Origin of the sequence: Phenylobacterium sp., assembly GCF_041919955.1 — a bacterium.
Lineage (GTDB): Bacteria > Pseudomonadota > Alphaproteobacteria > Caulobacterales > Caulobacteraceae > Phenylobacterium.
This window is the reverse complement of the sequence record NZ_JAYRSU010000007.1, coordinates 160,096-180,648: the sequence shown is the minus strand read 5'-3', so window position 1 is coordinate 180,648 and position 20,553 is coordinate 160,096. Positions and strand designations below refer to the sequence as shown.

General features: G+C 70.0%; 18 protein-coding genes. 6 read left to right on the top strand and 12 right to left on the bottom strand.

The annotated features are described in order from the left end of the window. Nucleotides 1-171 precede the first annotated feature (171 nt). From fghA to ACE3T2_RS08845, 3 genes are all read right to left on the bottom strand, one after another. Entirely contained in the window at nucleotides 172-1,002 is an 831-nt protein-coding gene (fghA, locus tag ACE3T2_RS08855; RefSeq protein WP_374656752.1) for an S-formylglutathione hydrolase, read from the bottom strand. Nucleotides 1,003-1,082: 80 nt separating this feature from the next. After that, nucleotides 1,083-2,534, bottom strand: a complete 1,452-nt coding sequence (locus tag ACE3T2_RS08850) for an MBL fold metallo-hydrolase (RefSeq protein WP_374656751.1) — start codon at nucleotides 2,532-2,534, stop codon at nucleotides 1,083-1,085. Nucleotides 2,535-2,536: 2 nt separating this feature from the next. Further along, on the bottom strand, nucleotides 2,537-4,393 hold the full coding sequence (locus tag ACE3T2_RS08845) for a hypothetical protein (RefSeq protein WP_374656750.1): 1,857 nt from the start codon (nucleotides 4,391-4,393) through the stop codon (nucleotides 2,537-2,539). Between the two features lie 154 nt (nucleotides 4,394-4,547). Between ACE3T2_RS08845 and ACE3T2_RS08840 the strand changes: the two genes are divergently transcribed. Further along, the gene (locus ACE3T2_RS08840) at nucleotides 4,548-6,068 is read left to right on the top strand and encodes a hypothetical protein (protein ID WP_374656749.1); all 1,521 of its coding nucleotides are present in this window, start codon (nucleotides 4,548-4,550) and stop codon (nucleotides 6,066-6,068) included. A gap of 12 nt (nucleotides 6,069-6,080) precedes the next feature. Here the strand turns inward: ACE3T2_RS08840 and ACE3T2_RS08835 are convergent, their stop codons facing one another. From ACE3T2_RS08835 to ACE3T2_RS08815, 5 genes are all read right to left on the bottom strand, one after another. Further along, complete coding sequence (locus ACE3T2_RS08835; protein ID WP_374656748.1) at nucleotides 6,081-7,193, bottom strand: S-(hydroxymethyl)glutathione dehydrogenase/class III alcohol dehydrogenase; 1,113 nt, start codon at nucleotides 7,191-7,193, stop codon at nucleotides 6,081-6,083. 134 nt (nucleotides 7,194-7,327) lie between these two features. Further along, nucleotides 7,328-8,527, bottom strand: coding sequence for an alanine racemase (locus ACE3T2_RS08830; protein ID WP_374656747.1), 1,200 nt, complete (start codon nucleotides 8,525-8,527; stop codon nucleotides 7,328-7,330). A 137-nt stretch (nucleotides 8,528-8,664) separates the two neighbouring features. Continuing rightward, the gene (locus ACE3T2_RS08825; protein ID WP_374656746.1) at nucleotides 8,665-9,153 is read right to left on the bottom strand and encodes a RidA family protein; all 489 of its coding nucleotides are present in this window, start codon (nucleotides 9,151-9,153) and stop codon (nucleotides 8,665-8,667) included. Nucleotides 9,154-9,208: 55 nt separating this feature from the next. Continuing rightward, complete coding sequence (locus ACE3T2_RS08820) at nucleotides 9,209-10,807, bottom strand: flavin monoamine oxidase family protein (RefSeq protein WP_374656745.1); 1,599 nt, start codon at nucleotides 10,805-10,807, stop codon at nucleotides 9,209-9,211. Between the two features lie 110 nt (nucleotides 10,808-10,917). Next, the gene (locus ACE3T2_RS08815) at nucleotides 10,918-11,454 is read right to left on the bottom strand and encodes a GNAT family N-acetyltransferase (protein WP_374656744.1); all 537 of its coding nucleotides are present in this window, start codon (nucleotides 11,452-11,454) and stop codon (nucleotides 10,918-10,920) included. A gap of 105 nt (nucleotides 11,455-11,559) precedes the next feature. Between ACE3T2_RS08815 and ACE3T2_RS08810 the strand changes: the two genes are divergently transcribed. Together ACE3T2_RS08810 and ACE3T2_RS08805 are read left to right on the top strand one after the other, a co-directional pair. Beyond that, complete coding sequence (locus ACE3T2_RS08810) at nucleotides 11,560-12,933, top strand: L-serine ammonia-lyase (protein ID WP_374656759.1); 1,374 nt, start codon at nucleotides 11,560-11,562, stop codon at nucleotides 12,931-12,933. 104 nt (nucleotides 12,934-13,037) lie between these two features. Further along, entirely contained in the window at nucleotides 13,038-13,427 is a 390-nt protein-coding gene (locus ACE3T2_RS08805; RefSeq protein WP_374656743.1) for a DUF6491 family protein, read from the top strand. Here ACE3T2_RS08805 and ACE3T2_RS08800 read toward each other — a convergent pair. After that, nucleotides 13,424-13,687, bottom strand: coding sequence for a hypothetical protein (locus ACE3T2_RS08800; RefSeq protein WP_374656742.1), 264 nt, complete (start codon nucleotides 13,685-13,687; stop codon nucleotides 13,424-13,426). The genes ACE3T2_RS08805 and ACE3T2_RS08800 overlap by 4 nt on opposite strands. A gap of 75 nt (nucleotides 13,688-13,762) precedes the next feature. Further along, nucleotides 13,763-14,707: a LysR family transcriptional regulator gene (locus ACE3T2_RS08795; protein ID WP_374656741.1), complete on the bottom strand. Its 945-nt coding sequence runs from the start codon at nucleotides 14,705-14,707 to the stop codon at nucleotides 13,763-13,765. A gap of 148 nt (nucleotides 14,708-14,855) precedes the next feature. Between ACE3T2_RS08795 and ACE3T2_RS08790 the strand changes: the two genes are divergently transcribed. From ACE3T2_RS08790 to ACE3T2_RS08780, 3 genes are read left to right on the top strand one after another with little or no spacing between them, the layout of a single operon-like run. Beyond that, a complete protein-coding gene (locus ACE3T2_RS08790; RefSeq protein ID WP_374656740.1) occupies nucleotides 14,856-15,932 on the top strand; it encodes an HlyD family secretion protein in 1,077 nt (358 codons plus the stop codon). After that, a complete protein-coding gene (locus tag ACE3T2_RS08785) occupies nucleotides 15,929-17,461 on the top strand; it encodes a DHA2 family efflux MFS transporter permease subunit (protein ID WP_374656739.1) in 1,533 nt (510 codons plus the stop codon). The genes ACE3T2_RS08790 and ACE3T2_RS08785 overlap by 4 nt, the downstream gene beginning before the upstream one ends. Beyond that, nucleotides 17,445-18,902 carry an efflux transporter outer membrane subunit gene (locus ACE3T2_RS08780; RefSeq protein WP_374656738.1) on the top strand — a complete coding sequence of 486 codons (1,458 nt, stop codon included), beginning with the start codon at nucleotides 17,445-17,447 and terminating at the stop codon, nucleotides 18,900-18,902. The genes ACE3T2_RS08785 and ACE3T2_RS08780 overlap by 17 nt, the downstream gene beginning before the upstream one ends. A gap of 76 nt (nucleotides 18,903-18,978) precedes the next feature. Here the strand turns inward: ACE3T2_RS08780 and ACE3T2_RS08775 are convergent, their stop codons facing one another. Continuing rightward, complete coding sequence (locus ACE3T2_RS08775; protein ID WP_374656737.1) at nucleotides 18,979-19,779, bottom strand: YwqG family protein; 801 nt, start codon at nucleotides 19,777-19,779, stop codon at nucleotides 18,979-18,981. Nucleotides 19,780-19,875: 96 nt separating this feature from the next. Then, nucleotides 19,876-20,493 carry a TetR/AcrR family transcriptional regulator gene (locus ACE3T2_RS08770; protein ID WP_374656736.1) on the bottom strand — a complete coding sequence of 206 codons (618 nt, stop codon included), beginning with the start codon at nucleotides 20,491-20,493 and terminating at the stop codon, nucleotides 19,876-19,878. Between the last annotated feature and the right edge of the window lie 60 nt (nucleotides 20,494-20,553).

Below are 20,553 nucleotides of genomic sequence, written 5' to 3'. Positions count from 1 at the left end.
CTTGGGGAAGTGCGGCTGCAGCCGCGCCATCTGCTCGTCCGTAAGCCAATAGAGGTCGCTCATATCCAGTCTCCTTGCAGAGCCTGAATCAGATCGAGCACATCACATCAATGGGTCCTGAGCCTAGGATTGCGGGCGTTTCCATAAGAACACTTTGTAGGTCCGATTTTCCTACAACCGCCCCGCATGCCAGGCCACATGCTCCGCTACGAAGCTCGCGATGAAGAAATACGAGTGGTCGTAGCCTTCCTGCCTGCGCAGGGTCAGCGTCTGGCCGGCTGAGGCGCAGGCGGCTTCGAGGAGTTCGGGCTTGAGCTGGCCTTCGAGGAAGCTGTCGGCGGTTCCCTGGTCGATCAGGATGTCGGCGAAGCGGCTCTCGCCGCGTTCGATCAGCAGGCAGGCGTCGTGGTCGCTCCAGGTGCGCTGGTCGGGGCCGAGATAGGCGGTGAGCGCCTTGTGTCCCCAGGGGCAGCGGGTCGGGGAGACGATCGGGGCGAAGGCCGAGACCGACCTGAAGAGGTCCGGGTGGCGCAGGGCAAGGGTCAGGGCGCCGTGGCCGCCCATGGAGTGGCCGAAGATCCCCACGCGGGCCATGTCGACCGGCGCGCTGTTCGCCAGGGCGGCCAGCAGGTCGCGGGTGATGTAGCTCTCCATCTGGAAATGCTCGGCCCACGGATCTTGCGTGGCGTCGACATAGAAGCCGGCGCCTTGGCCGAGGTCGTAGGCCGGGTCGTCGGCGACGCCTTCGCCGCGCGGGCTGGTGTCGGGCGCGACGATGACCACGCCGTGGGCGGCGGCCGCGGCGTAGGCGCCGGCCTTGGTGGTGAAGTTGTCCTCGGTGCAGGTGAGCCCCGAGAGCCAGACCAGGGCCGGGAACGGGCCGGGGCCGTCGGGCGTGAAGACCGAGAAGCGCATCGGGGTGCGGGTCGCCGCGCTGGAGTGGCGGCGATAGGTCAGGGTCCCGCCCTGGGTGCGGTGGGTGGCGAGGATCTCGACGGTCATGGCGCAGCTCCCGGTCTATGCGTCGTCACCGGGTTGCGGGGTTTCGTGCGGCAGGTCCAGGCCAAACCCGCGCCGGGCGGTCAGATCACCGCATCGTATTCGACATAGAGCCCGTCGGGGTGGGTGCGCACGCGGCCGTGCTTGAACTTGCTCTCGTCGGTGGGGGCGTCGCCGCGCAGGACGCGGCCGGCGGTCAGGGTAATGAGCCGCTCCAGCAGCGGCGGATAGGGCATGTTCCAGCCCTTCGAACCCTGGGCCCGGGCGATGGTCTCGACCACCGGGATCATGGCGGTGAGGTCGGCGTCGCTCATCAGCTCCAGACCCTGGTCGCGCAGGGTGGCGTTGTGGCTGGCGTGATGGCCGACCTTGTAGAGCACCACCTGGCGCAGGATGTCGGCGGCCGGGCGCTGCTCGGGGCCGTAGCTCTGGTCGTGCCAGGAGAGCCAGTTGCCGACCTGGGCGTCGGCGGCGAACAGCAGCACCTCGCCGTTCGGCGCCTCCAGCGCCAGCACCAGGCTGGTGTTGTTGGTGTCGCTGTCGAGCTTCATGGCCAGGGCGCCGGCCACGCCCAGCCATTCGCCGTCGATCCGCCGCCAGTCGGGCGCGCGGTAGTAGTTATCCCGCAGCCAGGCGGTCTGGATGTGGGCTTCTTTCAAGGCCTCGGCGTCCTTGATCGGCAGCGGCTCGGCGCCGTTGACCTGATCTGGCGTGAAGCCGTGGCGCGGGGCGAAGGGGCGCTCGGGCACGCCGTCCTCCCAGGCGCCGTCCTGGGCGCTCAGCAGCTGGTCGGCGGCGCCGAAGCGGTCGAGATAGGTCTCCTTGCCGTGGTCGCCGTCGCTGGGCAGGTCCTGGAACAGCCGCGCCTCCTTGCGCGGCGGGCCCAGCACATAGGCGGTCAGGCCCGCGGCGCCGGGGGTGGTCAGCACCTGGCCCGGCTCGAGGAAGCTGACGGTCCCGCCGTCCTGCCGGGTCTTTTCCTTCAGCCGCCGCATCACGACCTTGCCGGTCATCCGCCCGCCGGCCGGATCGAGGGCGAGGTCCGACCCAGCCGCCGCCAGCGGGCCGATGAAGTTCTCCAGCCCCGACAGCACGTCGTGCACGCCGGGCGTGCCGGCGGCGGCCAGGGCCTGGCCGCGGTCGAGGGCGAACGCCAGGGCCTGCTTTGTGCGGTCGAAGCGTGCGTTCAGCGCCTTGGCCTGGGGATCCTCCTCGTTCTCGGTCCAGGCCATCCAGAGATTGTCGATCTTGAAGGCCGGGTCGAAGAAGACGTCGCGCGCATGGGCGAAGCCCGAGATGTGGTCGTGGTGCTCGTGAGTCACCACCAGCAGGTCGAGGCGGTTCTTGACCGTCTTGGCGACGTCGGCGGCGACGGCCTGCATCAGGGCCTTGTCGCCCTCGACGTTCTGGAGGATTCCGCAGTCGATCAGGATGTGGCTGACCGCCTCCTTGGCGGCGATCCGCACCAGGAAGCAGTCGCCCAGCAGGTTGCGGTACATGCGGACGGTGACACGGGTCTTGGGCGGCTTGGCCACGGCTATCCCCTGTGCAGGAAGGCGAAGGGCTCGCCCGAGGAGCGGTCGCCGAAATAGGTGCGGGACGGGTCGCGCTCGGCCGCGGCCAGCAGGAAGGCGCGCTGATCCTCCAGCCGGCGCTCGTCGTTGATCCGCTTGCGGATGGCGAAGCGCACCTGGCCGTCGCGCAGGTCGACCAGCACGGTGGAGCCGCCGCGGAACCAGAAGTCGCGCGCCTTGGGATCGCCGCCGCCGGCGTCGGCCGCCGCCTGGTCCTGCGCCGAGAAGAAGGCGCGGCGGCGCTGGGCCACCTCGATCACCAGTTGGCGCACGTCCTGGCCGTCCGGCCCGGCGCGGCGGGCGATGCGGACCGAATGGACCTCGACCACCGGCGCGCCGGCCTTGCTGCGGGCGATGGTCGCCGGCGCGTCGGAGGCGAGCGTCACGCCCAGCAGGTTGTCCCATTCGCGGGTCAGGTCGTCGGGCTCGTTCAGCCAGGCGTGGACGACGGCCTGGTTGGCGCGGGCCTGCTCCCAGATCTCCTGGCGGCGATAGCGCGAGGACAGGTCCAGCTTGTTGAGCAGGTCGGCGAAGTTGGTCTGGTCGAACTGGCGCTCATGCAGGGCCGGCGCCTCCCACATCAGGCTGTCGGGGGCCAGAGACAGGCAGCCCTTGGGGAAGATGCCGCGCCGCCGGAAGGCTTCTGCAATGGCCAGGCGGTAGTGCAGCGGGTCGTCCGGCACTAGGTCGGCGTCGGCGGTGATCATGGCGCGCAGGAACTCGCCGAAGCGGATGTCGATGGGCGGCACGTAGTCGAGCGAGCGCACGCAGATGCGCAGCACATGGTCGGCGGCCTTGATCGCCTCCTGGGTCAGGCGCTTGACGAGGTCGGGGTGCAGCTCCTCGCCCAGGGCGGTCTGCTGGGCGGTGGCCAGGCGGACCAGGTCGGCGGTGCGGCGCTCGAAGATGGTGACGAAGGCGTCGAACACCGCCGCCACCAGGAATGCGCCGCGGGCGTGCGGCTCGGTGGTGTCGGCATAGGCCGGGCCCGCCGCCGAGGCCTGATCGATGCCCTCGCGCAGGGCGCCGGCCCGGCCGGTGGCGTCGCCGAACTGCCGGGCCAGGCCCGTCAGCAGGTTGCGGCTACGCAGGCGCCCGCGCACCTGGGCCAGCTGCTGGGCCACCACCTCGGGCATGGTGAAATGCTGCAGCAGGGCGACGATGTCGGCGAAGGCCTCATGGAAGGCGAGAGTGTCGAGGCTGGTGGACTCGATGAACCGCCGGTGCACGCCGTCGAGGATGGCGTGGGTGGTCTCGTGAGCGATGATGTCGTGCGACAGGCAGGTGAACACCCAGCCGTCCGGCAGGCCCGAGGTTCCGCCGCCCGACTTGAAGTAACCGAACATCAGCGCCTTCTTCTCGGGGCTGTAATAGGCGTTGCGCTCGCGCAGGCCATGCGGGTGCACGCGCAGCTGGGGCACGAAGGCCTGGGCGTCGCGGCCGCCCTTCAGGTCCGACCAGAGAACCTTGCGGCCCAGCGCCCGCTCGAAGTTGCGGATGGTCTTCATCGCCACGGCGTAGACCATCTGCTGGTGGAACTGGGGCCGCAGCTCGGACGGCGGCAGGCCGTCCTGGGCCAGCAGGTTCGGATGGTTGGGGTCGAGCGGCGGATAGAAGAGGCCGCTAGCCGGGTCGTAGTCGACGACCTGCAGGTATTCGCCGCTGGGGCCGATCGCCAGCGGCGTCTCCCACGGGTCCTCCCAGGGCAGGGCGATGACCGCGTCGTTGACCACCGCCGTGTCGAGCGAGGTCGAGGCCAGGGGATCGAAAGCATAGACGCGGAACCGGCGCACCGCCGGAGTCGGATAGTCGGAACTCATGCCGCCCTCCTGTCGCCCGGGCAGATGAAGCGCCGGGCTTCGCCGTCAGTCAACTCATGCGCGCATAGTTAATCGCGCTCGGCTCGCGAGAATTTCGGCTTAACAATCCTGCGTGGCGCGCCGATGATGACTCATCGCAGGGAGGGAGGCCGGCATGGCCGAGGTCGACTTGGGCGGCGGCGTGGTCGTGGAGACCGCCGAGCGGGTGCAGGTGCGGCGGATCACGCCGGCGGCGGGGCGGCCCTTCGGCCTGGCGGCGGACCAGGACGAGCTGGGCGCGGCGCTGCAGGGGGCGGGTTTCACCCTGGCCGCGCAAATGGACCTGAGGCGCAAGCCGGGCGTGACCCTGACCGCGACGACCTCCGCGCCGGCCCAGGTCAAGGTCGAGGTGGCCAAGGGGCAGGGCGCGGTGGTCCTGCTGGAAGGCGAGGGCGGGGTGTTCGGCTGGGGCTTCCCGGACGCCCAGGGGGGCCTAGCGTTGGCGGCGGACAGCGGGCGGACCCTGACCTTCACCCTCGCCTCGCGCCGCCCGTCCCAGGCGCTGGGCTTCGGCATCGACTCGCTGCGGCGCGGACCAATCTTCAACTGGCTGATCGACAAGATGGTCGAGCCGGTGCGCGCCTATGTGCTGAAGTTCGCGGCCGGGGCGGCGATCAAGGTCGCGGTCGACAAGATCGAGGGCGACATGGCGCTGGGCATGGTCAACATGGCCGGGGGCCTGGCCAGTTGGACCCCTGGCGGCGCGCCGGCCCCGACCCTGTCGGCCGGGCGGCCGGCCAAGATCCTGCTGATGGTGCATGGCACCTTCTCGACCACCGCCGGCAGCTATGGCGACCTGACGCGCAGCGCCGACGGGAACGCTTTCCTGACCAAGGCGCGGGGCGCCTATGACGCGGTGGTCGGCTTCGACCACAAGACCCTGGCCCGCACGCCGGAAGAGAACGCCCGCGACATGCTGGACGGGCTGATCGCCTGGGGCCTGCCGCCGGGCTCGCAGATCGACGCGGTGTCCTACAGCCGCGGCGGCCTGGTCTATCGCGCCTTCGCCGAGCAGCTGCTGGCGACCGAGCGGCCGGACATCAAGCTGGGCAAGGCGGTGTTCGTGGCCTGCACCAACGGCGGCACCAACCTGGCCGAACCGAAGAACTGGGAGGCCCTGACCGAGGTCTACACCAACCTGCTGCTGGCCGGGGCGCGGGTGGCGGCGGTGGCGGGCGGCGTGGCGCTGTCGCCGATGGCGGTGATCGGCGTCAAGACCCTGGGGCGCTTCGTGCAGGCGTTCTCGGAAGTGGCGATCACCGACCGCAAAGTCCCGGGCCTGGCGGCCATGCGGCCTGGCAGCCCGCTGGTCAAGGCGCTGAACACCGCCCAGGGCGGGCTCGATCGCCTGGCCAGCTACCGGGCGGTGACGTCCGACTTCAAGCCGAAGTTCGAGCCCTCGAAGGGCATTTCGAAGGAGCTAGCCCAGGCTCTGCTGGACCGGGTGACCAACCGGCTGTTCCAGGAGAAGAACGACCTGGTGGTGCACACCCGCGCCATGACCGAGTTCGGAACGCGGGCCGCGCGCCTCGCCGCCGGATCGACCCTGGACAAGGGCAGCGGCGAGAGCGTGCATCACACCATTTATTTCGGAGACGGCCAGATCGACCGCTCCTTGGCGACCTGGCTGCCCTAGGGGCGGGGCGTCCTAGAACACCACGACGCTGCGGATGCTCTCGCCGGCGTGCATCAGGTCGAAGGCCTTGTTGATGTCTTCGAGCGGCATGACGTGGGTGATCATCGGGTCGATCTGGATCTTCCCGTTCATGTACCAGTCGACGATCTTCGGCACGTCGGTGCGCCCGCGCGCGCCGCCAAAGGCCGAGCCGCGCCAGACACGGCCGGTGACCAGCTGGAACGGGCGGGTGGCGATCTCCTTGCCGGCCTCGGCCACGCCGATGATCACGCTCTCGCCCCAGCCGCGATGGCAGGCTTCCAGCGCCTGGCGCATGACGGTGGTGTTGCCGGTGCAGTCGAAGGTGTAGTCGGCGCCGCCGTCGGTCAGGGCGACCAGATGCTGGACGATGTCGGCGCCGCCGATGTCGTTCGGATTGACGAAGTGGGTCATGCCGAACTTCTTGCCCCAAGCCTCGCGGTCGGGGTTGATATCGACGCCGACGATCATGTCCGCGCCCACCATCTTCAGGCCCTGGATCACGTTCAGGCCGATGCCGCCGAGGCCGAAGACGATGCAGTTCGACCCCGGCTCGACGCCCGCGGTGTTGACCACGGCGCCGACCCCGGTGGTGACGCCGCAGCCGATGTAGCAGGCCTTGTCGAAGGGGGCGTCGGACCGGATCTTGGCCACCGCGATCTCCGGCAGGACCGTGTAGTTCGAGAAGGTCGAGCAGCCCATGTAGTGGGCGATCGCCTGGCCCTTGTAGGAAAAGCGGCTGGTGCCGTCGGGCATCAGCCCCTTGCCTTGAGTGCCGCGGATGGCGGTGCAGAGGTTGGTCTTGCGGCTCAGGCAGCTTTTGCACTGGCGGCATTCGGGCGTGTAGAGCGGGATCACGTGGTCCCCCGGCTTCACGCTGGTGACGCCGGGGCCGACCTCGACCACCACGCCGGCGCCCTCGTGGCCCAGGATCGAGGGGAAGATGCCTTCCGAGTCCAGCCCATCCAGGGTGTAGGCGTCGGTGTGGCAGATCCCCGTCGCCTTGATCTCGACCAGCACCTCGAACGCCTTGGGACCTTCCAGATCGACCTCGACGATCTCCAGCGGCTTCTTGGCTTCGAAGGCGACGGCGGCGCGGGTCTTCATGGCGTCCTCATGGGCGGCGGAGTTCGATTCGCCGCAACAGAGGCCAGCGGACGCGCCGAGGCAAGGTCAAGTTTCCGCGCTCCCGAAGGTGTCATCCCGGTTTCGGCGCAGCCGAAGCCCGGACCTGTCCGCGCTCACCGCGAGCTGCGGCGGGCGTCGACGGGCCAGGTCTCGCAGGCGCCGTCTTCGTCCACCACCAGCAGGGCGTCGTAGAGGTTGATCGTCGGGTCGATGTGGCCCGGCTGAAGCCAGACGACGTCGCCGACCTTGGGGGCGTCGGCGGGCCAGGTGAGCGTCGCGTCCTCGTCGGCGGCGGTGATCCCGCCCGCGAAGTCGGCGCCTGCGGCCTTCAGCACGCCCATCATGGCGGGATGGAAGATGGCGGCGTGTTCGTCGCCCATCGGCCGCCAGCGTGCGCCCTGTGGCGCGCCGGCCACGACGCGGGCGGGCGGCCCGTCGACGGAATGGGCCTTCAGGCCTGCGTCGCAGACCACGTGGGTCTTGTGGCGTGCGGAAACGACGCTGGCGGCGATGAACAGGGCCTGCTCGAACGGCCAGGGCTGGCCGTCGGCCGCGCCGCAGTCCTCGTACTCGACGTCCATGAAGACGTAGGAGCCGGCCTGGATCTCGTTGAAGACGCCGCCGGCCAGGTCCTGCTGGTAGGTGCCGGTGCCGCCGCCGGTGACAAGCTGAGGCGCCAGGTCCGCGGCGGTCAGCTCGCCGACCAGGGCGCCCAGCCGCTGGGTCGCCACCGCCAGGGCGCCGCGGCGGGCGTCGAGGTCGGCCAGGTGCTGGATGTGGCCGAGATAGGCCTGGATCCCGCGATAATCGAGCCCCGGAGCATCGGCCGCGATGCGGGCGAGGGCAGCGACCTGCTGCGGCGGCACGCCGGTGCGATGGGTGCCGAGGTCGATGTCGATCACCAGACCGACGATGGTTCCGGCCGCCTGGGCCGCGGCCGACAGGCGGGCGATCTGGCCTTCATCGTCGGCGACGACGCTGATGCGGGTTCCGGCCGCGGCGATGGCGGCGATCTTCTCCGCGCCCCAGGGGGCGGGCGGCGAGGTGATCAGCAGGTCGTCCGCGCCCGCCGCAGCGTAGGCCTGGGCTTCGCCCACCGTCTGGCAGCAGAGGCCGGCCGCGCCGAGGGCGAGCTGGCGCAGGGCCAGGGTCGAGCACTTGTGCATCTTGCCGTGGGCGCGCAGCCGCACGCCGGCGCCGTCGCAGGCGGCCTGCATCGCCGCCAGGTTCCGCTCCAGGGCCGCGCGGCGCACGACCAGGGCCGGGGTGGTCGGCGGGGTGAAGGCGGTGGGCGGTCCTGCGCGGTCGGTCACGGTTTCCTCGCCGGGGAATGGGCGATGAGCTGCACGTCTACGATGCCGGTCTCACCTACAGGACCGGTCGTACCAACCGCCGTCCAGGCTGGATAGGGCGGCGCAAAAGATTCGCGGCCGCCCATCTCCTGGAAGTCCTATTTCTTCGGCTTGGCGGCCTGGACCTCGATCTCGACCATCATGCCGGGGGCGACCAGGGCGGCGACCTGGCTGGTGATGCGGGCGGTCTTGTTGGGCTGGGCGGCGGTTCCGTAGAACTGGTTGTAGCCCTCCATCATGCCCGCGAAATCCATCTTGCCGCCCTTGGCCGGGTCGCCGACCAGCAGCACGCGCATCATGAAGACGTCGCCGTGGGTCAGGCCCTCGGCCTTCAGGATGTCCTCGATGCGCTTCAGCACGCCGATGGTCTGGGTCTTGGTGTCGCCGAACTCCTGGGGCGTGCCGGCCGGCGCGCCGGCGTTCAGGGCCGGGGGCGTGATGCCGCTGACGTACATGATGTCGGTCCCGGCCGGCACCACGGCGGCCTGGAGGATCGGCGAGGTCGGGGCGCCGATGCGCTTGACCTGGGCGGCGGCGGGCGAGGCGAGGAGGCCGAGCGCGGCCGTGGCGAGGATGAGCTTACGCATGTCGGAACAGTCCCTTCGATGAGGCGGCCATAGGACGGGATATCGGGCGGGCGGATCAACCCCCGGTGAGCGATCTGTCGCGAACCTGGGCGGCGAGGGCGGCGATGGTCCGCTGGGCGGAACAGACTGCTCCCTCCTGCCAGCCAGGCGTCTGGCTGAGGTGCGCGCCCGCGAAGTACGCCGGTCCGTGCGGCCGGTTCAGCAGCCGGTACTCGCGGGAATCGAAATGCCCCTCCTGGGCGCCGCCGCGCTCGCCCCAACGCGGCCAGGGGCCGAGGTTGAAGGGGATCTTGCTCCAGTTGACGACCACGGGGTTCGTGAGGTCGGCCTCGTGGCCGGGGTGCAGCCGCCCGACGACGTGGCGGGCCATGGCGACCTGCTCCGGCAACGGTCGGCGGGCGAACGCCTCGGCGCGCGGACCCGAGCCGTAGCAGGCCAGCAGCATGCCGCGCGGCGAGTGCAGGCCGTTGGACGGGTACCAGACGAGGCCCGTCTCTCCGCCGACAAACGACAGGCCGCCATAGATCTGCTCCTTCTCCCAGAAGCGCGGGGCGTCGAAGCCTATCTTGTTGGAGAAGTCGTTGGGGACCGAGGCGATGGCCGCCTGCACCTCCTTGTCGAAGTCGTTGTCGATCCTGGCCAGCAGCGCCAGCGGAATGGTGATGATCGCGTAGTCGGCCTCGACCCGGCGGGCGGCCCCGCTTGCGCGGTCGCGATAGGCGATCTGCACGCCGCGGCCGCCCTGGGTGCGAATCCGGGTGACCTCGGCGCCGCGCACGAGCGGGCTGGCGATGGCGCGCTCGAAGCCGGCGACGATCCGGTCCATGCCGCCGACGGGCTGGAACATCGTCGCCTGCATGTTGATGTTGTCCTCGAACAGGGTCGATCCGATCTGCGGGTGGCCGATCAGGTCGCGGAAGGCCGCTGGCGCGCGTGCGCGCGCGAACTGGTCGGCGGCTCCCGGCGGCTGGGCCAGGCCTGACCGTTCGGTGCCCTTGAAGGACATGTCGGGGGCCAGATCGCCGTACTGGCGCAGGAACGGCAGCAGCTTCTCCTTGTCCTCCACACTCAGGTCCTGGTCGAGCGCGCCGCGGCTGACCGCCTTGGCCAACAGTTCGGAGAGGTAGCCGCGGGTGTCGTTGACGCCCTGGCGCATCTGCAGACGGCCGGCGCCCTCGGCCCAGAAATAGGCGCTGCGGCTGGAATTGATCTCGACCTCCAGCGGCACGTCCAGCTTGCGGCAATAGGAGAGCAGCCCCTCGTGGTGGCTTGGGATCCGCGCCGGACCGGCGTTCATGTAAAGGCCATCCGAGAAGGCGACGGTCTGAGTGTCCTCGCCGACCATCTCGACCTTGGAACCGTCGCGCAGGGTCCAGTTGCGACCGCCCAGCCGCTCGCGCGCCTCCAGCAGGGTGACCGAAAACCCGGCCCGCTCCAGTTCGTAGGCGCTGACGAGGCCGGCGATGCCGCCGCCCAGGACGACCACTCGTTTGCCGGCGCCCGCATCGGCCGCGAGGGCGGGAGGCGCGGTCCCAGCGAAGGCGCCCAGCAGGCCGAGCGCGCGCATAGCCGAATAGGCCGCCCCGTAGCCTCCGCTCGCCCCGATGCGCTGCAGCAACAGGCGCCGACTGATCCCCATCTCCCAATCCCCCATGTCGTCCACCAAGGGGGAGAGGGCGCGCCCGGCGCGCGCCGGCGGCAAGTCGAGGCCGGGCGGCGGCGCTGGGATTCCGCGCGATGATCAAACTTGCGGCGGACGGAACCTCAAATCGCCTTGCCCATCCGCACCAGCGGCACGCGCACGCCGGTCGAGGTCTCCGCCTCGAACGGTTCGATGCGGTGGTAGCCGCAGGCCGCATAGAGCGGCTCGCCTGCCAGGGTCGCCGCCATCTCGCAGCGGCTGAAGCCCTCGGCGGCGGCCGCGGCCTCGCAGATGTCGAGGATGGCGCGTCCGACGCCGCGGCGCACGAAGTCCGGGTCGGTGTACATGGCCCGCACGCGGGCGGGGTCGCTCGCAGGGTCCAGCAGGGCCGCATCGCGCCCCGCCGAGTGGTCGCCGCCGAACAGGGTGGCGCGGCGGCTCCAACCCCCACATCCGGCGGGCGCGCCGTCGATCTCCACCATGTAATAGGTGGCGTCCTCGATGAGCTGGGTGTCGAGGCCCATCACCTCGCGCGAGGCGATCACCTGCGCCGGCTCCAGGAAATCGGGAAGAAGGCCGTCGATCGACCGGGCCATCAAGCGTTTCAGGGCTGGAATGTCGCCGGGAACCGCCAGGCGCGTGACAAGAGTGCTGCTCATGGCTGACAGGTAGGCATCTGCCCTGGCCGCGTCACATCACGATCTCGACTTTGCAAGCTCATGCCCCACCTTGGCGGGCTTCGGGCAATGACGTACCTACGGGCCATGGCGAGCGTGTTCGATCTTTTCAAGTTGGGCGTGGGGCCGTCGAGCTCGCACACCATGGGCCCCATGACCGCGGGCGGCCGTTTTCTGGAGCGGCTGACCCACGCGGGCCTGCTGGCCAGGGTCACGCGGGTGGAGGTCGCGCTCTATGCGTCCCTGGCTCTGACCGGCCGCGGCCACGCCACGGACCGGGCGGTGATCCTGGGCCTGGCCGGCTTCATGCCCGCCACCATCGATCCCGACGCGGCTGAGGCGGCCCTGGAGACAATCCGTGCGAGCGGGCGGCTTCAGCTGGGCGCGCAGGGACCCCAGATCGACTTCGACGAGGCGCGGGACATCCTCTGGGAAGGGCGCACGCGCCTGCCGCAGCACCCAAACGCCCTGGCTTTCCGCGCCTATGACGGCGAGGCGCAGCTGGACGAGAAGCTCTATTTCTCCGTGGGCGGAGGATTTGTCGCCGACGAGGCGGAGGTGGCCGCCAACGCCGGCCCCGCGCGCGAGGTCGCCGAGCCCTATCCGTTCGCGTCGGGCGCGGAGCTGCTGGAGCAGGCGGACACCGCGGCTGTCACCATCGCCGAGCTGATGTTCGCCAACGAGACGGCGGTGCGGAGCGCGGCGGAGGTGAACGCCGGGCTGGACACCATTTTCGCGGCCATGGAGGCCTGCATAGATCGCGGCCTGCGTCAGGAAGGCTGCCTGCCAGGCGGGCTGAAGGTGCGCCGCCGCGCCAAGCAGATTCACACCGAGCTGATGGCCAAGGTCGAGCGCAACATCTCGGACCCGCTGGCGGCGCTGGATTGGGTCAATCTCTGGGCCCTGGCGGTGAACGAAGAGAACGCCTCGGGCGGACGCGTGGTGACGGCGCCGACCAACGGGGCGGCCGGGCTGCTGCCGGCGGTGCTGCGCTATTACGACCGCTTCCATCGCGGCGGGCCGGAGGGACGGCGCACCTTCCTGCTGACCGCAGCGGCGATCGGCGCGCTCTACAAGCGCAACGCCTCGATATCGGGGGCGGAGGTCGGCTGCCAGGGCGAGGTGGGCGTGGCCTGCTCGATGGCCGCGGCCGGCCTGACCGCGGCGCTGGGCGGCACGAACGCGCAGATCGAAAACGCCGCCGAGATCGCCATGGAGCATAACCTGGGCCTCACCTGCGACCCGATCGGCGGGCTGGTGCAGATTCCCTGCATCGAACGCAACGCCATGGGGGCGGTAAAGGCCATCGACGCCTCCCGTCTGGCCCTGCTGGGCGACGGACAGCACACCGTCAGCCTGGACAAGGTGATCGCCACCATGAAGCGCACCGGCGAGGATATGAGCGAGATCTACAAGGAGACCTCGCTGGGCGGTCTGGCGGTGAATGTGGTCGAATGCTGACCGCGGAATGAACGGCGGCTGAACGCCCTGCTCAGGGTCGCTTCAAAGCGGAGCCTTTAGGCTCCGGTCATCGATTGAACCCACCAATGAAAGGGGTCGGTGACATGAAAGCCTTCCTCACCGCCGCGGTCGGCGGCCTCCTGTTGATGAGCGGCGCGGCTGGCGCCCAGGCGGCGGTTTCCGCCAAGGCTGAGCGTGCGCTCGGCGTCGAGGCGAGCATTCCGTTCGCCGACAGCGTCGGCATCCGCGACTTCAGGCCCGACGGCGACAAGGCGCTGTGGATCCAGGGGCAGGATCGGCAGTGGTATCGCGCCGAACTGATGGGCAAGTGCTGGGGTCTCGACAGCGCCCTTAAGGTCGGCTTCGTGACCAAGGGCGTCGGCTCGCTCGACAAGTTCGGCCAGATCCTGGTCGACGGCTCGAAGTGCCAGATCTCCAGCCTGACCACCTCGGCGCCGCCGCCGGTGAAGGCCAAGCCGGCCAAGGCGTCCTAGGCATTCAACCCCGGGGCCCGCACGCCCCCGCGCCGCAGCATCGCCGCTGACGCCAGGCCGCCGATCTCGAGCAGGTCGGCGGCCAGCACCGCATTGGCGCTGATCAGGTCGTACGGCGATCGCGCGCCCATGAGAGCGGCGAAATAGGCGCCGTAGGCGTTCGCGCCGCAGTCCCAAAGCGCAGACAATTCCAGCGCCGCTTCGTTCGCCCGGTCGGCCGGGCCGGATGTGTCGAGGGTCATGTCCGCGTCCTCCGCCATCAGCCTGCCCCAACGAGAGGCGGCCGCCTTGATGCATCTCAAGGCGCGGGCTGTGGCGAAAGTTCCGGCGCGCGCCTAGAGGGCGGCTGCGACTTCGCAGATCAGCCGCAGCAGCCACTCGACCGAGCCGCCCTCGCCCCCGCGCACGACCGCGCCGATGGTGAAGGGCGGCGCCTCGCCGGTCGACTCGATCACCACCACGCGGCCGGCCTCCTGCGCCAGCATGGCCAGTCGCCGCGGCATCAGCGCCGCGACGTCGGTCTCGCCGACCATGACCAGGGCCGAATAGGGATCGGGCACGCTGATCGGACCTTCGACCTCGCGCAGGGTGACGCCGCCCAGGGCGTAGGACTCGCTCCAGTTGGCGATGCGCTGGAGATCGACTCCGCGCCGGTCCGTGCGCGGGGCGTCGGGACTTGAGATCAGCAGGCGCGGCAGCTTGGCCAACACCTTGTCCGAGATCGGCTTCGACAGGACGGGGTGCCCGGCGCGGACCACCCAGACGCCGGTGTCCTCGAACAGCGGGGTGTGGGTGAAGCGGCCGGCGACGTGGTCGAAGCCGCCGATCACCATGTCCAGCCAGCCGCGGTCGAGGTCCTCGGCCAGGTTCGGACTGGGGGCCAACAGATGCAGCTTGGCGCCTGGCGCCTCGTCCAGCAGCCGGCGCACGACCCCGGGCATCAGCACCGAGCAGGCATAGGCGCTGGCCGCCACATTGAAGACCCGTTCGGTCGTGGCCGGGTCGAAGCGGGCCGGCGCCACGGCTTCTTCCAGGAGCTTCAGCGCCGCGCGCACCGGCTGACTGATCTCCAGGGCGCGCGGGGTCGCCTGCAGGCCCGCCGCGCCGCGCACGAACAGGTCGTCGCCCAGGGCCAGGCGCAGCCGGCCCAGCGAGTGGCTGACCGCCGACTGGGTCAGGCCCAGCCGCTCGCCCGCGCGCGTCGCGCTCTGCTCCTCCAGGAGGGCCATGAACACCCGCAGCAGGTTGAGGTCGAGATTGCGAAGATGAATTTCAGTCATGGTGTTCGTGCCAAACTATCATTTGGCTCATGATGATGCGAGGCCTATCTGCCGCTCAAGGTTGGGCCTCCCCGCCCGCCGTTTCTTCTTAAGACACCGGACCCGCGGACGGCCAGTCGCCGGCCGCGTACAGACGTTGGAGCACTGCGTGAGCGACGCGGAAGGTTACCAGGCGATCGCCGAGGCCGAGACCGAAGCGGCCAGCCACAGGCCGCCAGAGCGCACGCTGGGCCAGAAGCTGCGGGCTCCGCTGATGATCGGGGGCGTGGTCGTGGTGCTGGGGGCGGTGGCCTATTCTGTGCTGACCGGCGGCCGCTTCGAGGCCACCGACGACGCCTATGTCCAGACCGCCCGCACCGCCGTCAGCCCCAGCGTCGACGGGCGGGTCATCGAGGTCGCGGTGAAGGAGAACCAGCAGGTCCGCAAGGGCCAGGTGCTGTTCCGGCTCGACCCGGCCGACTACCAGGTGGCGCTCGCGCAGGCCGAGGCGGCGCTCGCCGCCGCCCGCTTCGAGGTGCAGAGCGCCCAGGGCGTCTACGCCCAACGCCAGGCCGACCTTGGCGCCGCCCAGGAGACCGTCGCCTATGCCGAGCGCGAGGCCGCCCGCCAGAAGGGGCTGGCCGCGGCCGGGGTGTCGACGCAGGCCCAGGCGGCCGAAGCGGCGCACACCGCCGAGCAGGCCCGCCGCCAGATCGCGGTGGTGCGCCAGCAGATGGCCTCGGCCCTGGCCGACATCGGCGGCCGGGCCGCCGCCTCGCCCGACCAGCATCCGCGGGTGATGCAGGCCAAGGCGGCCCTGGACCGCGCAAGGCTGAACCTCTCCTACACGACCATCGTCGCCCCTGCGGACGGGATAGTGACCAAGGTCGAGCAATTGCAGCCAGGCGCCCGCGTCGCCACCGCCCAGACCCTGTTCTGGCTGATCTCGGGGACTCCCTGGGTCGAGGCCAACTTCAAGGAAGACCAGCTGGCCCACATGCGGGTCGGCCAACCGGCCACCGTCAAGATCGACGCCTACGACCACGAGCTGAAGGCGCACGTCGCCAGCTTCAGTCCCGGCACCGGGGCGAGCTTCGCCCTGTTGCCGCCCGAGAACGCCACCGGCAACTGGGTGAAGGTCGTCCAGCGCCTGCCCGTGCGCCTGGCCCTGGACGAGGCCGCGCCGAACCTCAGCAACGGACTGAGCGCCAAGGCCACGGTCGACGTGCGCTCGGCGCTGAAATGACCGGGGCCGGAAACGGCAAGGGCGACGCCGCCAACCGGGTTCCGATCACCATCGCCGTCATGCTGGCGACGGTGATGAACTCGCTGGACACCACGATCGCCAACGTGGCGTTGCCGCACATCCAGGGCAGCGTGTCGGCCTCGGCCGACCAGATCACCTGGGTGCTGACGTCCTACATCGTGGCCGCCACGATCATGACGCCGCTGACCGGGTTCCTGGCCGACCGGCTGGGGCGCAAGATGGTGTTCCTGATCTCCATCGCCGGCTTCACGGTCGCCTCCATGCTGTGCGGGATCGCCGGCAGCCTGGTCGAGATCGTGCTGTTCCGCCTGCTGCAGGGCCTGTTCGGAGCGGCGCTGATCCCGCTGTCCCAGGCCGTCCTGCTGGACATCAACCCGCCCGAGAAGCATGGCCAGGCCATGGCCGTCTGGGGCGCCGGCGCGGTGCTCGGCCCGATCCTGGGGCCGGCCCTGGGCGGGTGGCTGACCGATAATCTCGACTGGCGCTGGGTCTTCTTCATCAACCTGCCGATCGGCGTGCTCGCCTTCGCCGGCGTGTCCCTGTTCCTGTCCGAGAAGAAGGGCGCGGAGAAGCGCCCGTTCGACATCCTCGGCTTCGCCAGCCTGGCGCTGGCCATAGGCGGCTTCCAGATGATGCTCGACCGCGGCCCGGGCGAGGACTGGTTCGCCTCGGCCGAGATCTGGACCTACCTGATCGTGGCCATCGTCGCGCTCTGGATCTTCGGCGTGCAGATGGCCACCGCGTCAAAGCCGTTCGTCGCCCGCGCCCTGCTGGCCGACGCCAACTTCGTCACCTGCTGCGTGTTCGGCTTCTTCATCGGCATCCTGCTCTATTCGACGCTCGCCCTGCTGCCGCCGATGATGCAGACCCTTATGGGCTATCCGGTCGCCTTCACGGGTCTGGTCAGCATGCCGCGGGGCATCGGCTCGTTCATCGCCATGTTCGCTGTCGGCCAACTGATCGGGCGGGTGAACATCAAGTTCATCCTGCTGGCGGGCCTCACCATCAGCGCCATATCGCTGTGGCAGATGACCCACTTCAACCTGGGCATGGACACGCATCTGATCATCGTGTCCGGCTTCCTCTCGGGGGTGGGCACGGGGCTGATCTTCGTACCGCTGTCGACCATCGCCTTCGCCACCGTCCAGGCCCAGCACCGGGCCGAGGGCGCTGGCCTCTTCACCCTGATCCGCAACATCGGCTCGGCGGCCGGCATCTCGATCATGCAGGCCCGCTATGTCAGCGGCGTCGAGGTCCATCACGCCACGCTGGTCGAGCATGCGCGGCCCGACAACCCGCTGTTCCATGCCTATGCGCCGACGGCGTTCCAGACCCCGGCCGCCATCGCCGGGCTGAACGGCATGATCACCCGCCAGGCCTCGATGCTCTCCTATCTGGACGACTTCAGGCTGATGCTGGGCATCACCATCCTCTGCGCACCGCTGATCCTGTTGATGCGCACGCCCAAGACCAAGACCGAGACGGACCCTCATGTCGCTGTCGACTAGATCGCGCGCGCTCGCCGGCGCGGGCCTTTCCCTCCTGCTCGCGGCCTGTACGACCGTCGGGCCGGACTTCGTGCGTCCCGAGACGACGGGTGCGAGCGGCTACGCCATGGCCGGGGACGCTGCGCCCGCCCAGGTGCGGCTCGACCCGGTCGCGGCCGCCGCCGGCCCGTGGTGGACGGCGTTCGGCTCGACGCAACTCGACCAGGTGATCGGCCAGGCGCTGACCGGCAGCCCGACCCTGGCCGAGGCCGACGCCACCCTGCGCCAGGCACGCTCGGCGCTGGCCCAGGCGCGCGGCGAGGCGGGCCCCCAGGCTGATCTGAACGCCGGCGTCCACCGCGAGCGGGCGAACCTCCAGGCCTTCGGCTTCACCGGCTTTGGCGAGGTCCAGCTCGAGAACCCGACCTTCTCGCTCTATTCGGTCGGCGGCGGGGTCGGCTACGACCTCGACCTGTTCGGTGGCGAGCGGCGGCGGATCGAGGGTGCGGCTGCGCGGGCGCAGGCCCAGGCGCGCCGCGCCGAGGCGGCTTATCTCTCGCTCACCGCCAATGTCGCCCTGCAGGCCGTGACCATCGCCACCCTCCAGGCCCAGATCGAGGCGGTCCATCAGATGATCGCCGCCGACGAGGCGAACGTCGAGCTGGTGCGCAAGGCGGGCGCGCTCGGCGGCTCGACCAGCACGGCCAAGGTCGCGGCCCAGGCCCAGCTCGAACAGGACCGCGCGCTGCTGCCGCCGCTGGAGGGCCAGCTCGCCGCCGCCCGCCATGCCCTGGCGGTGCTCGTCGGCCATGCCCCCGCCGACTGGACCGCGCCCGACTTCCGCCTCGCCGACCTGAAGCTGGCGAACGCCGTGCCGGTCGCCTTGCCATCGGAACTGGCGCGGCGCCGGCCCGACATCCTGGCGGCCGAGGCCGACCTGCATGCGGCCACCGCCGACATCGGCGTGGCGACCGCCGACCTCTATCCGAAGATCCGGCTCAGCGCCTCGATCACCCAGGGCGCGCTGAAGCCGGGGAACCTCTTCTCCTACGACGCCAGCGGCTGGGACCTGGGCGCGGGGCTCACCGCGCCGCTGTTCAATGGCGGCGCACTGAAGGCCCGTCGCCAGCAGGCGCGCGAAGCCGCCGTCGCTTCGTCCGCCCGTTACCGCCAGACCGTGCTGACCGCCTTCGCCCAGGTGGCCGACGCGCTGTCGGCGCTCGCCGCCGACGAGGCGGCCATCGCCGCGCGCCAGCGCTCGCAGGTCCAGGCCGACGAGACTCTGCGTCTTGCCAAGGTCGCCTTCCAGCAGGGCGGCGGGACCTTCCTCGACGTCCTAGACGCCCAGCGCCGCGCCCATGAGGCGAGCTCGGCCCTAGCCCGCGCGCAAGGCCAGCGCCTGGCCGACGCCGTCCGCCTCTTCGCCGCTGTCGGCGCGGACTGGCGGGGGGCGGACGGCTAGGGGCGTGCTCGTCGATGGTTCCCGACCGGCCGGCTTGGCGACCGCGGCGATCGGGCTGGCGCCGCCATCGTCCCGACTAATGGCACTGCAGGATCATCCAGACCTTCGAAAAGTCACCGGCGCGGGCGTCCTGTTCGCGGACCCAGAAGTAGAGGCTGCCGACGTCGCCCCACATCATGCCGGCGTCGTCGTCCGTATCGAGCTGGAGCAGGAGGCGCCAGTCCTCGAGCTGGCCGCCAGGAACCAGGCCCTGGCACTGCAACTCCATGCAGTCGTCCTGAACGGGGGTTGGAAAGCCTCCGATTTGATGCGTGGGCGATAACGCAGTCAGAGGCTTCAAAGCGGCCCACAGCGCCGCTTCCGACGCGGTATTGAGGCGTCTCCAATCGAGTTCGATCCGTTCGATGGAAGGATAGGACGCATGGGGGGCAAACGTCACCGGATAGGCGGGGAACTTCGCCTCCTCTGACAGGTCGTCGGGTTCGACAGCCGCGGCCGCCGGCTCAACCTCGTGCAAGACGACGAAGCTCCCGGCGTCCTGCGGATCGAGGCCCCACGACCATTCTTCGAGATCGTAGAAAAACAGCAACCGCCCGGCGTCCGGCAGCCAGTCAGGCCCGCCGGCGGCGCGCAGCTCGACGAGATTCAGTTGAGCGACCGAGCAGAGGGCGTTGCCCTTGTATCGTGGCCAAGCGCCAGCCATGTCCGGTACGCCGCCCAATCTCGAGCGGCCATCCCCGCCGGGCGTCATCCGGATGCACGGCTGCGCGCGGGCCTCTATCTCGTTCATCACCCGGGCGACCAACGGCGACACCGTTCCATCATCGATCGGCGGCGATCGCTTCTTCCTTCGGAACAGCCAGCTCAGGATCGACATACCACCCTCCAGATCGCTCAGATGGCGTGAACGAAAAGAGAACTCACGTCAACCTGTCGACTGTCCGGCGTCGCCGTGAGCCCCAGTGCTTGTCGGTCAGGCTCCCGGGCGCAGAAGATCCTCAGGCCTTATGGGGTCAGCGCGCACGGCCAGGGCGCGCAGCAGCAGTTCGCGGCAGGCGTCGACGGCTGCGCCGGAGTCTGCGCCGGCCTGCACCCGGTCGGCCGTGTCGCGGAGGAGGGCGTAGATCAGCGGCGCGGTCGCCGTGGGGTCGGCGGCGTCCAGCGCGCCGCGCGCCTGGCCCGCGGCGAGGAGCTCGGCGAGCCGTAGGGTGAGGTCGAAGCCCGCCCGGCGCGGCGCGGCGACCTGCGGTCCGTGGAAGGCGACGGGGTGCAGGCCCTCGAGATCGGCGGTCAATTCGACGATGAGGCCCGGCAGGCGTCCGATCAGCCCGATCCAGTGCGGTTCCGCCGCCAGCGCCGCTTCGAACTGCAGCGCGAGTTCGTCCAGCGCGCGGTCGCGTAGCGCCGCCAGGAAATCTTCCCAGGTCGGGAAGTAGACATAAAACGTCCCCCGCGCGACCTGCGCGGCCGTGACCACGTCCTCGATGCGGGCGGCGGGCCCCTGTCGGCGGACGATCTGCTCGCCCACCTGGAGGAGTTCCTCGCACCGGTCGGCCGGCTTCAGCCGTCGTCGCGTGGCTGCGCGCGCCATGCTGCTTTCCCCATGACAGATCCTGGCTCGCGTTATATTGACATAATGTCAATAGTGACT

Coding starts and splice junctions, on each gene's coding strand:
- ACE3T2_RS08785 (WP_374656739.1), top strand. CDS start 15,929: ATGACCGGGGCCGGAAACGGCAAGGGCGACGCCGCCAACCGGGTTCCG.
- ACE3T2_RS08770 (WP_374656736.1), bottom strand. CDS start 20,493: ATGGCGCGCGCAGCCACGCGACGACGGCTGAAGCCGGCCGACCGGTGC.
- ACE3T2_RS08775 (WP_374656737.1), bottom strand. CDS start 19,779: ATGTCGATCCTGAGCTGGCTGTTCCGAAGGAAGAAGCGATCGCCGCCG.
- ACE3T2_RS08835 (WP_374656748.1), bottom strand. CDS start 7,193: ATGAAGACCCGCGCCGCCGTCGCCTTCGAAGCCAAGAAGCCGCTGGAG.
- ACE3T2_RS08810 (WP_374656759.1), top strand. CDS start 11,560: ATGGCGAGCGTGTTCGATCTTTTCAAGTTGGGCGTGGGGCCGTCGAGC.
- ACE3T2_RS08840 (WP_374656749.1), top strand. CDS start 4,548: ATGGCCGAGGTCGACTTGGGCGGCGGCGTGGTCGTGGAGACCGCCGAG.
- ACE3T2_RS08815 (WP_374656744.1), bottom strand. CDS start 11,454: ATGAGCAGCACTCTTGTCACGCGCCTGGCGGTTCCCGGCGACATTCCA.
- fghA (WP_374656752.1), bottom strand. CDS start 1,002: ATGACCGTCGAGATCCTCGCCACCCACCGCACCCAGGGCGGGACCCTG.
- ACE3T2_RS08780 (WP_374656738.1), top strand. CDS start 17,445: ATGTCGCTGTCGACTAGATCGCGCGCGCTCGCCGGCGCGGGCCTTTCC.
- ACE3T2_RS08800 (WP_374656742.1), bottom strand. CDS start 13,687: ATGGCGGAGGACGCGGACATGACCCTCGACACATCCGGCCCGGCCGAC.
- ACE3T2_RS08795 (WP_374656741.1), bottom strand. CDS start 14,707: ATGACTGAAATTCATCTTCGCAATCTCGACCTCAACCTGCTGCGGGTG.
- ACE3T2_RS08825 (WP_374656746.1), bottom strand. CDS start 9,153: ATGCGTAAGCTCATCCTCGCCACGGCCGCGCTCGGCCTCCTCGCCTCG.
- ACE3T2_RS08845 (WP_374656750.1), bottom strand. CDS start 4,393: ATGAGTTCCGACTATCCGACTCCGGCGGTGCGCCGGTTCCGCGTCTAT.
- ACE3T2_RS08805 (WP_374656743.1), top strand. CDS start 13,038: ATGAAAGCCTTCCTCACCGCCGCGGTCGGCGGCCTCCTGTTGATGAGC.
- ACE3T2_RS08820 (WP_374656745.1), bottom strand. CDS start 10,807: ATGGGGGATTGGGAGATGGGGATCAGTCGGCGCCTGTTGCTGCAGCGC.